Genomic DNA, 12,280 nt, shown 5'->3' with positions numbered 1-12,280 from the left:
GGACAATGTCCGAAAAATCCGAATCGCGCTCAACACCGCTGGGTCTTTACGATCGCCGCGACGGATCGCAGGTGTCCGGAATCGAGATCACCGCCGCGGCGCTGAGCGTCGTCTGGTTGCTGCTGGCGGGCGGGTACTTTCTGTTCGCGGGCGGCGAAGGCACCGACGGCATTCGCTTCCTGCTGACGCTGATGACCCTGTTCCTGCCGGTGGCGATGATCTGGGTCGCCGCGACGGCGACCCGCGCCACCCGCGTGATGCGCGAGGAAAGCGCGCGGCTGCAATCCGCCATCGACGCCATCCGCCACGCCTACGTCTCGCAGGCACAGGCGGCGTCGGGCAAACCCGCTGGGCCGGACCAGACGATCTCGAAAAAGCTCGACGACATCGCGGCGGCGCAGAAGAAGACCGAAACCGCGCTGGCGATGTTCGTCTCGACCCGCAACACGCCGCCCGCGGTGGCCGCGGCAGGCCCCGGCGACCGGGCCGCCGGGGGGCAGGCGGCGCTGGCGCTGGGAACGCCCGCCGACACGCTCGATCCGCCGCTGTCGAACGCCGATCTGATCCGGGCGCTGAACTTTCCTGAAACCGCGCAGGACGAGGCCGGGTTCGCCGCACTGCGCCGGGCACTGCGCGACCGCCCATCGGCGCAGCTGGTTCAGGCGGCGCAGGACGTGCTGACCCTGCTCAGTCAGGACGGCATCTACATGGACGACTTGCGCCCCGACGCCGCCCGCACCGATGTCTGGCGCCGTTTCGCCGAGGGCGACCGCGGCCGGGCCATCGCGCCGCTGGGCGGCATCCGCGACAGGTCCTCGCTGGCGCTGACGGCGGCGCGGATGAAGCAGGATCCGATCTTCCGCGACGCGGCGCATCACTTCCTGCGGCTCTTCGACCGGACTTTCGCGCGCTTCGCGCCACTGGCCAGCGATGCCGAGGTGTCGGAGTTCGCCAACACGCGGACATCGCGGGCCTTCATGCTGCTGGGGCGGGTGGCCGGAACCTTCGACTGAACCGGACATCCGCGCGGTGCGCGGATTCGAGTGGCGCCGTCCATTGGGCTTGCACAATGGCGCGTCAAGACTGCGCTCTCGTGCTCTCTGAAGGTTTATCGGCAAGATGAAGGCGGATCAGAGTCCGAAGCTGCCGAAGGGGATGTAGCGGACCGGATCGCCGGGGCGGATGTGGCGGGCGTCGTCGCCGATCTCAACGAGGCCCTCGGCCCAGCTGAGGCCGGAGATGCGCCCCGACCCTTCGGAGCGGAAAACCTCGGCGCGGCCCTGCCGGATGCGGGCGCGCAGGTATTCGCGGCGGCCGGGTTTCTTGCGTTTCTCGAAGGCGGCGGGCAGGTCGAAGCCCTGCGGCGCGGTCCAGCCGGCGCCGGCCAGCAGGCCCATGGCGGGCCGCGCGAAGATCAGCGTGCAGACCAATGCCGCCACCGGGTTGCCCGGCAGGCCGAAGACCGGGGTGCCGTGCCAGAGACCGAGGGCTAGCGGACGGCCCGGTTTCAGGGCGATGCGCCATTCCTGCATGGCCCCAGCCTGCCGTAGAAGGGCCGAGACGTGGTCCTCGTCTCCCGCCGACGCGCCGCCCGAGGTCAGGATCACGTCGGCTGTTTCGGCCGCATCGTCGAAAGCCGCGCGCAGCCGGTCGCGATCGTCGGGGACGCGACCCAGATCGACGGGCGCGTAGCCCCAGCGAGCGATCATCGGCAGCAGCATCGGGCGGTTGGCGTCGAAGATCCGGCCGTCGCCCGCGGTGTCTCCCGGCTCGACCAGCTCGTCACCGGTGGAGATTACCGCGACGCGCAGGCGGCGGTAGACCGGCAGGTCGCCATGCCCCACGGCGGCGGCGAGCGCGAGGTCCGCCGGGGTCAGGATCCGTCCTGCTGCCAGAGCGGTGTCGCCGGTTTTCACATCCTCCCCGGCCTTGCGGGTGTTGGCGCCGGGTTTGAGCCCGCCGCGGAAGGCGATTTCACCGGTGCCGAGGGTCACATCCTCGTCCAGCACCACCGTGTCCACGCCTTCCGGCAGGTCGGCCCCGGTCAGGACGCGCAGCGCATGGCCAAGGGGGACGATGCCGCCGTAGGGCTTCCCGGCGACGGCACGGCCCTCGGCGAGCGGCAGGCGCACGTCGCCTGTGCCGATTGCGGCATGGGCGAAGCCGTAGCCGTCCACTGCGGTGTTGGGGTGCGGCGGGTTGGCGCGGCGCGCCACCACATCCGCCGCCAGCACGCGTCCCCCCGCCTGCATCAGCGGCACGGTTTCGGTGCCGACGACCACCGACAGCCGGTCGCGCAGCAGCGCCAACGCCGCGTCGACGGGGGTCCAGTCCACCCCGGCGGGCAGGGCGAAACAGTCGTTGCGCAGGGGCGGTGGCGCGAGGGGCGCCGGATCCGGCGTCTGCGCGGCGGCACGCGTGGGATCGGCAAGCTGCTTCAACCGGGCCTCCTGTCCCGTGCCGAGAATCCAGGCCTCTTCCGACGCCTCGGCGGGAAGGCCGGTCATCATGTCCTGGAGCTCTGCCACGGGCAGGCGCGAGAGGGCCAGCGACAGGAGGCGCACCTGCATGGCGTCGCGGATCGTACCGGCCTCCGCGTCGGCGAGCGCCCGCTTCACCGCGGCCTCGATGATACCGGGCCAGATCTCGGCCAGGACGACGGGGGCCGCCTGCCAGTCGTCGAAGGGCCAGACCGCGACGCCCGAACGCTGGCGCAGGCGGTGCAACACGGGCAGGCCCATGAGGATCTGCCCGCCCACCGTCGGCGGAAACGCCAGTTGGAAGCAGGAGGAGGACGCCTTGGCCACGAGGTCGCAGCGGCGGCGTTCGGCCACGGTCTCGTAGCGGATGCCTTCCTTGCGGTAGGGCACACCCGGCCAGCGGTCCCTGTGCGGCTTGCCCCACATCGGCCCCGGCCCGTCGAAACAGGCGTTGATCGCCTCGGCCACGTCATAACGGTTGTTGGCGCCGTCAGGCGCATCCTCGATCCGCGCCGCGAGCCAGGCCCAGAGGGCAAAGGGGTCGTCCTGCCCGGTCACGGCGCGGGCGAAACCTTTCGGGTAGCCGAAGGGGAAGTCGAAGCCGATCAGCGTGCGGCGGCCCGCTGTTCGCTCAGCCTCGATGAGGTCACCCAGAAGCGCCTCGGCCTCCTGCCGCGACCGGCAGTAGAGCGGATCGTCGGACACGCCGCCGCGCGCGATGCCGATCCAGATCGAATCCTTCGTGGGACGCGCCGGGCCGCGTTTGCCCGCCGACCAATCGACCATCACGAAGGTGTCGAAGCCGGTCACAGCCCGACCTCCTCCAGGATGAAATCGGCAATTGCTGCGGTGTCGTTCAGGTCGAAGACGCGGCGGTCGCTGTCCACGGGGCTGTCGGCGGCGATGGCGCGGATGGTCGGGTCGCCGGGCGCGATCAGCGGGTTGCCGGTTTCGGCGCGGAAGGCTTCGACCTTGGGGTGACGGTCGCGCTTGTAGCCTTCGACCAGCACCAGATCGACGGGTGCCAGCTGCGCCAGAAGCGTCTCCAACGTCGGTTCCTCGGCGCCGCGCAGCTCGGTCATCAGCGCGGTGCGGTTGCGCGAGCTGAGCAGCACCTGGCTCGCGCCCGCGACGCGGTGGCGGTGGCTGTCCTTGCCGGGGTGATCGACGTCGAAGCTGTGATGCGCGTGCTTGACGGTGCTTACGGTCAGGCCGCGGCCGGTGATCTCGGTCACCAGACGCTCCATCAGGCCGGTCTTGCCAGCGTTCTTCCAGCCGGTCACGCCGTAAAGCCTCATCGCGCCAGGGCCTCCGCTGCTGCCAGGTCGTCCGGCGTGTTGACGTTGAAGAAGGGATCAAAGCCGTCGCTTGGAAACACCGCCTCGCGTCCGCCGTGGCGGTCGGTCCAGAGCACGACCTTTTTCAATCCCTCGCCCAGGGCCGCGCGCAGGTCGTCGCGCAGGCACACGGGCCAGAGGCCGAAGGTCGGGTGGCGGATGAGGCCCGAACGCGATTTGCTCTTGGTCTGCGCGTCGCCTTCGGTCGCGGCCAGCACCAGCGGGTGCGCCTGGCCCTCGGAGGCCGACAGCAGCCGCGCCACCAGCTCCGCGGGAAAGAACGGCGTGTCGGCAGCGACGGTGACGATGCAGCGCGCCCCCTGCCCCGCCGCCCAGTCGAGCCCGGCCAGAACCCCCGCCAGCGGACCGGGGAAGCCGCCCACACTGTCGGGCAGCACCGGCAGGTCCAGCGGCGCAAACCGCGATGCCTCGCCGTTGGCATTGAGCGCCATCGCGGTCACCTGCGGCGCCAGCCGGTCGATCACATGCGCCAGCAGCGGTTTGCCAGCGACGGCGATCAGACCCTTGTCGCCGCCGCCCATGCGGGTGGCCAGCCCCCCGGCGAGGATGACGCCCGGCAGCGGGGTCACGGTTTCCTCCGGTCGTGCTTGTATGCGTCGGGCATCAGCTCGCGCATGGGCACCGCGCGGAACTCGTCTCCGTGCGGGATCGCGATCAGCGCGTCCGGCGCATAGTCCAGCATCAGCTCGCGGCAGGACCCGCAGGGCGGGATCACCCGGCCATGGCGGTTGACGGCGGCGCAGAAGAGGATGCGGTCGTCGGGATCGGCGGCCATGGCCATGCCGATGGCCACCGGCTCGGCGCAGATGCTGGCGCGCGGCAGGGTGCTGTCGAGGTTCATGCCGATGTAGCGCGCCCCGGCTGCGGTGAGCACGACGGAGGCGACCGAATGCCAATCACCGCGAATGCGCGCGGCGATGAAGCGGCGGGCCTCTGCGATGGCTTCGGCCTGCAGGGCGTCGGGGCGCATCGGCAGGGTCATGCGCCGCCTTTCCGGCCGGACTTGCGCGCTTCTTCGGGGACGGAGTCGGGGTCGATGTCACGCACCAGCCGGTCGTCGCCCGAGAGGCAGACGAAGCGCTTGCCGCGCATGCGGCCGATGCAGGTCAGGCCCACCTGGCGCGCGATCTCGACCCCCCAGGCGGTGAAACCCGAGCGCGAGGCCAGAACCGGGATGCCCATGAGCGCGGTCTTGATGACCATCTCGGAGGTCAGCCGCCCGGTAGTGTAAAGGATCTTGTCCTCCGCCCCGACGCCATGATGCAGCATCCATCCGGCGATCTTGTCGACGGCGTTGTGCCGGCCCACGTCCTCCATGTAGACGAGCGGGCGGTCCTGCTGGCAGAGCACCGTGCCGTGAATGGCCCCGGCCTCGAGATAGAGCGACGGGGTGGTGTTGATCGTCCTGGCCAGCGCGTAGAGCCACGAGGTGCGCAGCACGGTCTGCGGCAGGCGCACCTTGTCCAGCCCCTCCATCATGTCACCGAAGACGGTGCCCACGGCGCAGCCGCTGGTGCGGGTCTTCTTGCGGACCTTCTCTTCGTAGGTGGTCTGGCTGGCGGTGCGCACCACGACCACCTCGAGATCCTCGTCATAGTCGATGCCGGTGATCTCTTCACCGTCGCGCAGCATGCCCTGGTTGCGCAGGAACCCGAGCGCCAGGTACTCGGGGTAATCCCCGATGGTCATGGCCGTCACGACCTCCTGGCTGTTGAGGAAGATCGTCAGCGGCCGTTCCTCGACCACCGACAGCGACACCTCGGCGCCGGTGTGGTCGCGGCCCGTCACGGCCCGCGTCAAGCGCGGCGCGGCGGGGTCCGGGGCGATGAGGTAACCGGCGTGATCGGGGGTCGGCGGCGATTGCATATTCTGCGTCCAGTGAGTAGCCAGTGCGGGTCGGAACAGGGGACAGTCATGGCGGGGACCCAAGCAATGTCAAGCTACTGGCGGGGTCTGCGCGACGGGCTGCCCTTCCTGATCATGGTCTTCCCCTTTGGCATGCTTTTCGGCGTGGTCGCAACCGAATCGGGTCTCAGCATCAGCGAAGCGGTCAGCTTTTCCGTGGTGGTCATCGCGGGGGCCGCGCAGTTCACGGCGCTGCAACTCCTGAACGAAGGCGCGCCGACGCTGGTGGCGCTGGCCTCGGCACTGGCGGTGAATATGCGGATGGCGATGTATTCGGCGTCGCTCACGCCGCACCTCGGGCCGGCGCCGCTCTGGCAGCGGGTGTTCATCTCGTATTTCCTGGTGGACCAGACCTATGCCGGGTCGATCCTCGAATTCGACCGCCGCCCGCGCATGACCCTGTCCGAAAAGGTCGGCTACTTCTTCGGCCTCGCCACGCCGATCTGCCCGCCGTGGTATTTCGCCACCTGGCTGGGCGCGGTGCTGGGATCGGCCATACCGACCGAGTTGGGGCTCGACTTTGCCGTGCCGATCGCCTTCCTCGCGATGATCGCGCCGATGCTGCGCACCCCGGCGCACAAGGTGGCGGCGGCGACGGCAGTGGGGCTGGCGCTGGCTTTCGCCTGGCTGCCCTACAACCTGGGCCTGATCGTCGGCGGGGTCGGCGGCATGATGGCGGGCGCGCGGACCGAGTTGATGCTCGAGCGGAGGGCGCGGACATGATCGACGATACGGCACTCTGGATCGTCATCGCCGGCCTCGGCGTCGGCAGCTTCGTGATGCGCTTCGTCTTTCTCGGCCTGGTCGGCAACAAGCCTCTGCCCGACTGGCTGCTGCGGCACCTGCGCTATACTGCCGTCGCGGTGTTGCCGGCGCTGGTGGCGCCGCTGGTGCTATGGCCCGGCGCAACGGACGGGCAGCCGGATCCGACGCGGCTGGCGGCGGCGGCGGTGACCTTCGGCGTGGGGTATTTCAGCAAGAACGTGATCCTGGCGATGGTCTGCGGCGCGGTGACGCTGATCGGGCTGGGCTACGCGCTGCCCTGACCGCTCAGCCGCGCGACGCTGCCGGCTCGAACGCCTCGATCGCTTTCCGCTTGTCGTCGGAATCGGTCTCGAACAGCTTGGTCTCCGTCACGCCCGGAAGCTGTCCGAACTGGTCCGACAGGTTCTTCGGAAACCAGGTCCCCGAGATGCTCTCGAACCCCGGCAGCTGGCGCAGGATCGCCGCGGTACTGGCGGTGCAGCGCGATTGCGCCACCGGACCGTTCGTCGTGACGAGTTGCAAGGCCTTTTCAGCCACCTCGGGCGACACTTCGATACGCTGGATCACCACGTGGAAGGTTTCGCGCGCGTGGGCGCGGGCGTAGAAGTCCTCGATCCGCGGCGTGATGCCGTAAAGCACGTCGCCGCGTTCGGGCACCGCCGAATGGCGCACCGACCCCGCTGGGTCGAAGACCACGCGCTGCGAGCCGTTGACCATCAGGCTGGTGTGCGCGCCCGCGCCGGAGCGATTGTTGATCATCGTGAAGAGCGTCAGCGCCGGGGGGCCGTCGTGGCGATAGGCGGCGCGGCTCACCTCCTCGGGCGTCGCGTCGTTGGGGCTGGTGTCCGAAGCACAGCCCGCAAGCAGGCTCAGCGCGAGGCCCGCCGCCAGTCCGAAAGCCAGGCGCGTCATGGAATTCCTTTCGGACCCAACCGGTCTTAGGCGTTGAACATCGCCAGAAGCAGCACCGCAACGATGATGACCGCCACCGTCTTGATGGTGAAGTTGATGAAGCCCGCGAAGGTCTTTTCCTGGACCGAGATATCCATCTCGCCGTGCTTGTGTTCTGCCATGATCCGGTTCCCTTGGATGTGCTTTTCGGGGGTGGATAGCGTATAATTCCGGCCCTGTCACCACGTCACAAAGCCGCATTTCGACGCGGCCCCGCGGGGTCAGGCGCTCCCCAGCCCGGCGGCGAGGCGAAAGCCGATGCGCCGCGGCTCGGCGCGGTCGGCGATCCGCGGCAGCGCCCGCAAGGTGACGCCCAGCTGGGTCACGTGCTGGATCAGCTGGGTGCGGATCCCCTGTTCGTCGACGCCGTAGAAGGTCACGATATCCGGGTCGAAATAGCCCATGCCCTCGATCCGCAGCACGCCCGCCTGCCCGCCGGTGAATCCCATGGCGATCTCCTGTTCGGCATCGAGCTGCGATTCGAAATCGCGGATGTAGAGCACCAGGCGTTCATAGGCCCATTCGGCGGCGGATTTCGACGCGACGGGCTTGCGGGTCACCGCCTCGGGCAGCGTCTCGGGCGCGCAATCGGCGTCGCTGTCGCAATGCACGTCGATCTTGCGCGGCAGGGCGTCGGCTTCATGCACTTCGGCGAGGGTGGCGATCTCGTCGGTCATTTCGGTCCTTTCAGAGTGGCAGCGCGGTGCTGTCCTTGATCTCTTCCATAACGAAACTGGCCGAGATGTCCGAGAGCGGAACCTGCGCGATCACGCGCTTGTAAAACGCGTCGTAGGCGGGGACGTCCGCGACCCGCACGCGCAACAGGTAGTCGAGGTCGCCGGTCATGCGATAGGCGGCCATGACCTCGGGCATGGCGCGCACGACCTTCTGGAACCGGTCCATCCACGCCGCGTCATGGGACCCGGTGCGCACCTGCACGATGACGTGCAACGGGCAGCCGACCTTGGCCGCATCGAGCAGCGCAACGCGGCGGGTGATGATCCCCGCCTCTTCCATGATCCGGATGCGGCGCCAGCAGGCGTTCCGAGACAGACCGACGGCGGTCGAAACCTCGTCGACGCTCTGGCTGGCATCCTTTTGCAGGCGCGAGAGGATCTTGCGATCCATTTCATCCATCTTTTCGTTCATGTCGGGATTTTATCCCAATATTTTGCGAATGGGTAGGGAGATTTGGGATCGCTGCCCGGGTGATCCCTGCGACAAGGCGCCAACCCGAAAGGAGAATTCCATGACCGCCCTGTCGACCCCGCTGAAACGCCTGTTCCACGATCATCCCGCCTCGGTAAATGAAAGCTACGCACAGCACATGCAGTTTGCCCTGGGCTTTGCCTTTTGGCTGACGGTGGCGGCGGGTGCAGCGCTGGTACACGCGCTGATCCCGGCCCTGTGCCAGACCACGGCCAGCCGCATCCTGTCCCGCCTGCACGGCCGCATCGCCCGCCGCCACGCGCATTAGGGTCAGGACCCATTATTCCTGCACCGTCAGTTTGGCAGATTTTCTGTCCTGCAACGAGCAATGCTGCCGAAATAGTGGTTCTATTTTAATGCATTGAGAGGCAGCAGAACGGAAAAACCGCCAAATCCTTCGGACGCCTCGAAATGCACGCTTTCAGCCACTCGGCCCGCTTGACAAGGCAGCCAGCCCTCCCCGCGCGTGCCAAACATCTGAAATCGCGCATTTTGAGGCGCTGACGGTGCAGGAGCAATGGATCCTGACCCTAAGCTCAATCTTCGCGGAAGGCCTGGTTCAGCTGGTCGGTCAGCGGCTTGGTGAGGTAGCTCAGGACGGTGCGGTCGGTGGTGGTGAGGTAGGCCTCCACCGGCATGCCGGGCACCAGCGCCAGATCGCCCAGCCGCGCCAGTTCCATCTCGGACACGGCGACGTCCACCCAGTAGAAGCTCTGCCCCGTCACCTCGTCCACCGAGGTCGTCGCCGACACGTCGCGCACAGAGCCCGCGAGTTCCGGCGTGCTGCGCTGGTTGAAGGCGGGAAAGCGAACCTTGGCGGGCTGGCCGGGATAGACCTGGTCGATCGAGGCAGGGTCGATGCGCGTCCGCAGGCCGAACCCTTCGTCCAGCGGCACGACCCTGAGGATGGTGCCGCCGGGCGGGATGACACCGCCGATGGTGGTGTATTGCAATTCATGGATGCGCCCGCTGCTGGGCGCGCGGATCGCCACGCGGTCGAGCTGTTTCTGCGTGGTCTGGATCTGCTGGCGCAACTCCTGGATCGTGGTGGTGATCTCGCGCAGCTGCGTCACGACCTCTTCCTTGGTCTGGCGCTGGCCCTGCAGCATCTCGAGCTCGGTATCCCGGATCGAGTTCTGGATGCGCGCCAGTTCCGACTGATGCTCGGCGATCTGGCCCAGCAGATCCGCCTGCGACCGTTGCAGCGCCAGAAGCTGGCTGGCTCGCGCCAGGCCTTTCTCGGTGAGCGTCTTCAGCGCCGTCAGTTCGTCGTCCACGAGCGTCAGTTGCTGGCGCTTGGCCTCGATCAGCGCGTTGACGCCTGTCGTCTGGTTCTCGAACTGCCGGATCTTCTCGGTCAGCTGCTCCTTGCGCCCCGCCTCGAGCTCCTGCCGCGCCAGGAACACCTCGCGCTGGCCGGACTGGTGCAGGGCGTGATCGACGTCGCCGATCAGCGGGTCCGGGTCGGCAAAGGCGATGGTGGCATCCTCGCGCTGCTCGGCGACAAGCCGATCCCGGGTCGCCAGTGCTTCGGACAGGCGTGTGCGGTAGATCGACAGGTTCGCCAGCAGCGTGGTGTCGTCGAGCCGCACGAGCACTTCGCCGCGGTCCACGAAATCGCCGTCGCTCACGCGCAGATCGTCGATAATACCGCCATCGAGATGCTGCACCGACTTCGGACGCCCCGTGACCTCGACGCTGCCGATGGCGATCACCGCGCCGCTGATCTCGGTCGTGGCGGCCCAGAAGCTGCCGCCGCCCAAGAGCGCCACGGTGGCGAGCATGCCGAGGATGCCGGGCCATTTCATGCCGGTGCGCAGATCGGGTCCCTGGTTCGGTTGTGTCCCCATGGCTCAGACCTCTTCCTTTCGGCGGCCCGCCGGGGGGCGCACGGATTTCTGCAACACGTCCTCTTTCGGGCCGAATTCCGCGACACGACCCGAGTGCAGTACCAGCACCTTGTTGACCGCGGCGATGGCCGAGGGCCGGTGCGCCATGACGACGACAGTACTGCCCTGTTCGCGCAGGGTCAGGATCGCCTGCGACAGCGCGTCGTCCCCGGCGGCGTCGAGGTTGGAATTGGGCTCGTCCAGGATCACGTATCGCGGCGTGCCGTAGACCGCGCGTGCCAGGCCGATACGCTGCAACTGCCCGCCCGAAAGCGGCGCGCTGTCGTGGCCCAGCGCCGTGGCATAGCCGTCGGGCAGTTGCAGGATCATCTCGTGCACGCCGGCGATCCGGGCGGCGTCGATCACCGCGGCGTCGTCGGCTTCGGGATCGAAGCGGGCGATGTTGTCGCGGATCGTGCCGGCGATGAGCTCCAGCCGTTGCGGCAGGTAGCCCAGGTGCCGTCCCAGCGCCGCGTCGGACCATTGCGACAAGGTGGCCCCGTCGAGCCGCACCTCTCCGTGGTCGGGCCGCAGCGCGCCCACGAGGATGCGCGCCAGCGTCGACTTGCCGGAGGCCGAGGGGCCGATCACGCCCACCGCGTCGCCGGGCTGGAGCCGGAAGGACACCTGGTCGAGGATCGGCGGGCGTTCCCCGGCGCGCGCGCCGGGGACGAACTTCGTGATCGCGGCCACGGTCATGTGCCCCTGCGGCGCGGGCAGGTCGATCACCGGCCGCGGTTCGGGAGCCGCGTCGAAGACCTGGTGCAGCCGGGCATGTGCCTCGCGCACGCGCACGACGTTGCGCCATTGGCCCAGCACCACGTCCACCGGCGCCAGCGCCCGGCCCGCGATGATCGACGCGGCGACGATCATCCCCGGAGAGATCTCCTGTTGCAGGGCAAGGTAGCCGCCCAGCCCCAGCAGCGAGGATTGCAGCAGCAGGCGAAACGACTTGGAGGTGGCGACGAAGCCTTCGGACCGGTCGCCGCCCAGCTGGCCGACGGCCAGCCCATCGCGGTGCATGGCGCTCCAGCGCGCGGTGACGCGGTCGGCCATGCCCAGCGGCACGATGGCCTCGGCGTTGCGGCGGTTCTGGTCGACGAAAAAGCTTTCGGCGCCGTCCATGCGCATCGACTGGGCATGATGCTTGCGCGTCATCCACTGGTTCAGCAGGGCCAGCACGGTGACCACGCCCAGACCGGCCAGCGCCAGCCAGCCCAGCCAGACATGGATCACGAAGACCACGGCGAGGTAGAGCGGGATCCACGGCAGATCGAACAGGCCCAGCATCGCCGGGCCGGGCAGGAAACCGCGGACCACGGCCAGATCGTTCAGGGGCCGGGCAAGTGTTGGCGTCTCCTGCAGAGCCGAGCGCACCCAGAGGTCATGCGCGGCCGGGCCCACGTCCTGGTCGAGCCGATACGCCGCGCGCGACAGCAGCCGCGTGCGCAGGAAATCGTAGATGCCGAGGAAGACGAACAGCACGACGACGATGGCATAGAGCGCCTGCAGCGTCGCAACCGACCCCGAGGACAGCACCCGGTCGTAGACCTGCAGCATGAAGATCGGGCCGGTCAGCATCAGGATGTTGACCGCCGCGCTGAAAAGCCCGACGCCGACAAAGCTGCGCCGCAGGCGCGTCAGCGCCTGGGCGTAGATCGTTCCGCCCTCGCGGGATGCGGTGTTCCTGGCCATCCGGGTCGGCTCCTGAACTGGTGCGGTC

The 12,280-nt window shown here is 68.4% G+C and carries 15 protein-coding genes; 4 read left to right on the top strand and 11 right to left on the bottom strand.

Annotated features, from left to right (window positions below):
- Positions 1 to 5: 5 nt before the first annotated feature.
- A complete protein-coding gene (locus tag DU478_RS11635; protein WP_114511137.1) occupies positions 6 to 1,013 on the top strand; it encodes a hypothetical protein in 1,008 nt (335 codons plus the stop codon).
- A 117-nt stretch (positions 1,014 to 1,130) separates the two neighbouring features.
- Here DU478_RS11635 and DU478_RS11630 read toward each other — a convergent pair whose 3' ends face one another.
- The 5 genes from DU478_RS11630 to DU478_RS11610 are packed head-to-tail and all read right to left on the bottom strand — an operon-like array spanning position 1,131 to position 5,704.
- Positions 1,131 to 3,290 carry a molybdopterin-binding protein gene (locus tag DU478_RS11630; protein WP_114511136.1) on the bottom strand — a complete coding sequence of 720 codons (2,160 nt, stop codon included), beginning with the start codon at positions 3,288 to 3,290 and terminating at the stop codon, positions 1,131 to 1,133.
- On the bottom strand, positions 3,287 to 3,778 hold the full coding sequence (gene mobB, locus DU478_RS11625) for a molybdopterin-guanine dinucleotide biosynthesis protein B (protein WP_114511135.1): 492 nt from the start codon (positions 3,776 to 3,778) through the stop codon (positions 3,287 to 3,289). The genes DU478_RS11630 and mobB overlap by 4 nt, the downstream gene beginning before the upstream one ends.
- Positions 3,775 to 4,407 carry a molybdenum cofactor guanylyltransferase MobA gene (gene mobA / locus DU478_RS11620; RefSeq protein WP_114511134.1) on the bottom strand — a complete coding sequence of 211 codons (633 nt, stop codon included), beginning with the start codon at positions 4,405 to 4,407 and terminating at the stop codon, positions 3,775 to 3,777. The genes mobB and mobA overlap by 4 nt, the downstream gene beginning before the upstream one ends.
- The gene (locus DU478_RS11615) at positions 4,404 to 4,820 is read right to left on the bottom strand and encodes a cytidine/deoxycytidylate deaminase family protein (RefSeq protein ID WP_114511133.1); all 417 of its coding nucleotides are present in this window, start codon (positions 4,818 to 4,820) and stop codon (positions 4,404 to 4,406) included. Before DU478_RS11615 ends, mobA begins: the two co-directional genes overlap by 4 nt.
- A complete protein-coding gene (locus DU478_RS11610; RefSeq protein ID WP_114511132.1) occupies positions 4,817 to 5,704 on the bottom strand; it encodes a formate dehydrogenase accessory sulfurtransferase FdhD in 888 nt (295 codons plus the stop codon). The genes DU478_RS11615 and DU478_RS11610 overlap by 4 nt, the downstream gene beginning before the upstream one ends.
- A gap of 66 nt (positions 5,705 to 5,770) precedes the next feature.
- Here DU478_RS11610 and DU478_RS11605 point away from each other — a divergent pair, with 66 nt between their 5' ends.
- Positions 5,771 to 6,466, top strand: a complete 696-nt coding sequence (locus DU478_RS11605; protein ID WP_233501207.1) for an AzlC family ABC transporter permease — start codon at positions 5,771 to 5,773, stop codon at positions 6,464 to 6,466.
- A complete protein-coding gene (locus DU478_RS11600) occupies positions 6,463 to 6,789 on the top strand; it encodes an AzlD domain-containing protein (protein ID WP_114511130.1) in 327 nt (108 codons plus the stop codon). The genes DU478_RS11605 and DU478_RS11600 overlap by 4 nt, the downstream gene beginning before the upstream one ends.
- Before the next feature lie 4 nt (positions 6,790 to 6,793).
- On the opposite strand, the gene DU478_RS11595 is transcribed toward DU478_RS11600, so the two are convergent.
- The 4 genes from DU478_RS11595 to DU478_RS11580 form a co-directional block, all read right to left on the bottom strand.
- Entirely contained in the window at positions 6,794 to 7,420 is a 627-nt protein-coding gene (locus DU478_RS11595; protein WP_199488331.1) for a hypothetical protein, read from the bottom strand.
- Between the two features lie 26 nt (positions 7,421 to 7,446).
- The gene (locus DU478_RS11590) at positions 7,447 to 7,581 is read right to left on the bottom strand and encodes an aa3-type cytochrome c oxidase subunit IV (RefSeq protein WP_114511129.1); all 135 of its coding nucleotides are present in this window, start codon (positions 7,579 to 7,581) and stop codon (positions 7,447 to 7,449) included.
- Between the two features lie 99 nt (positions 7,582 to 7,680).
- Positions 7,681 to 8,136: a DUF6173 family protein gene (locus DU478_RS11585; RefSeq protein ID WP_114511128.1), complete on the bottom strand. Its 456-nt coding sequence runs from the start codon at positions 8,134 to 8,136 to the stop codon at positions 7,681 to 7,683.
- A gap of 10 nt (positions 8,137 to 8,146) precedes the next feature.
- On the bottom strand, positions 8,147 to 8,608 hold the full coding sequence (locus tag DU478_RS11580) for an Lrp/AsnC family transcriptional regulator (protein WP_114511127.1): 462 nt from the start codon (positions 8,606 to 8,608) through the stop codon (positions 8,147 to 8,149).
- A gap of 100 nt (positions 8,609 to 8,708) precedes the next feature.
- On the opposite strand from DU478_RS11580, the gene DU478_RS11575 reads away from it, so the two are divergent.
- Entirely contained in the window at positions 8,709 to 8,936 is a 228-nt protein-coding gene (locus tag DU478_RS11575) for a DUF6356 family protein (protein WP_114511126.1), read from the top strand.
- A 268-nt stretch (positions 8,937 to 9,204) separates the two neighbouring features.
- Here DU478_RS11575 and DU478_RS11570 read toward each other — a convergent pair whose 3' ends face one another.
- Together DU478_RS11570 and DU478_RS11565 are read right to left on the bottom strand one after the other, a co-directional pair.
- On the bottom strand, positions 9,205 to 10,518 hold the full coding sequence (locus DU478_RS11570; protein ID WP_114511125.1) for an HlyD family type I secretion periplasmic adaptor subunit: 1,314 nt from the start codon (positions 10,516 to 10,518) through the stop codon (positions 9,205 to 9,207).
- Positions 10,519 to 10,521: 3 nt separating this feature from the next.
- Complete coding sequence (locus DU478_RS11565; protein WP_114511124.1) at positions 10,522 to 12,252, bottom strand: type I secretion system permease/ATPase; 1,731 nt, start codon at positions 12,250 to 12,252, stop codon at positions 10,522 to 10,524.
- Positions 12,253 to 12,280: the final 28 nt, after the last annotated feature.

Origin of the sequence: Thalassococcus profundi, assembly GCF_003344785.1 — a bacterium.
Classification (GTDB): Bacteria; Pseudomonadota; Alphaproteobacteria; order Rhodobacterales; family Rhodobacteraceae; genus Puniceibacterium; species Puniceibacterium profundi.
This window is presented reverse-complemented; position numbering and strand designations above follow the sequence as displayed.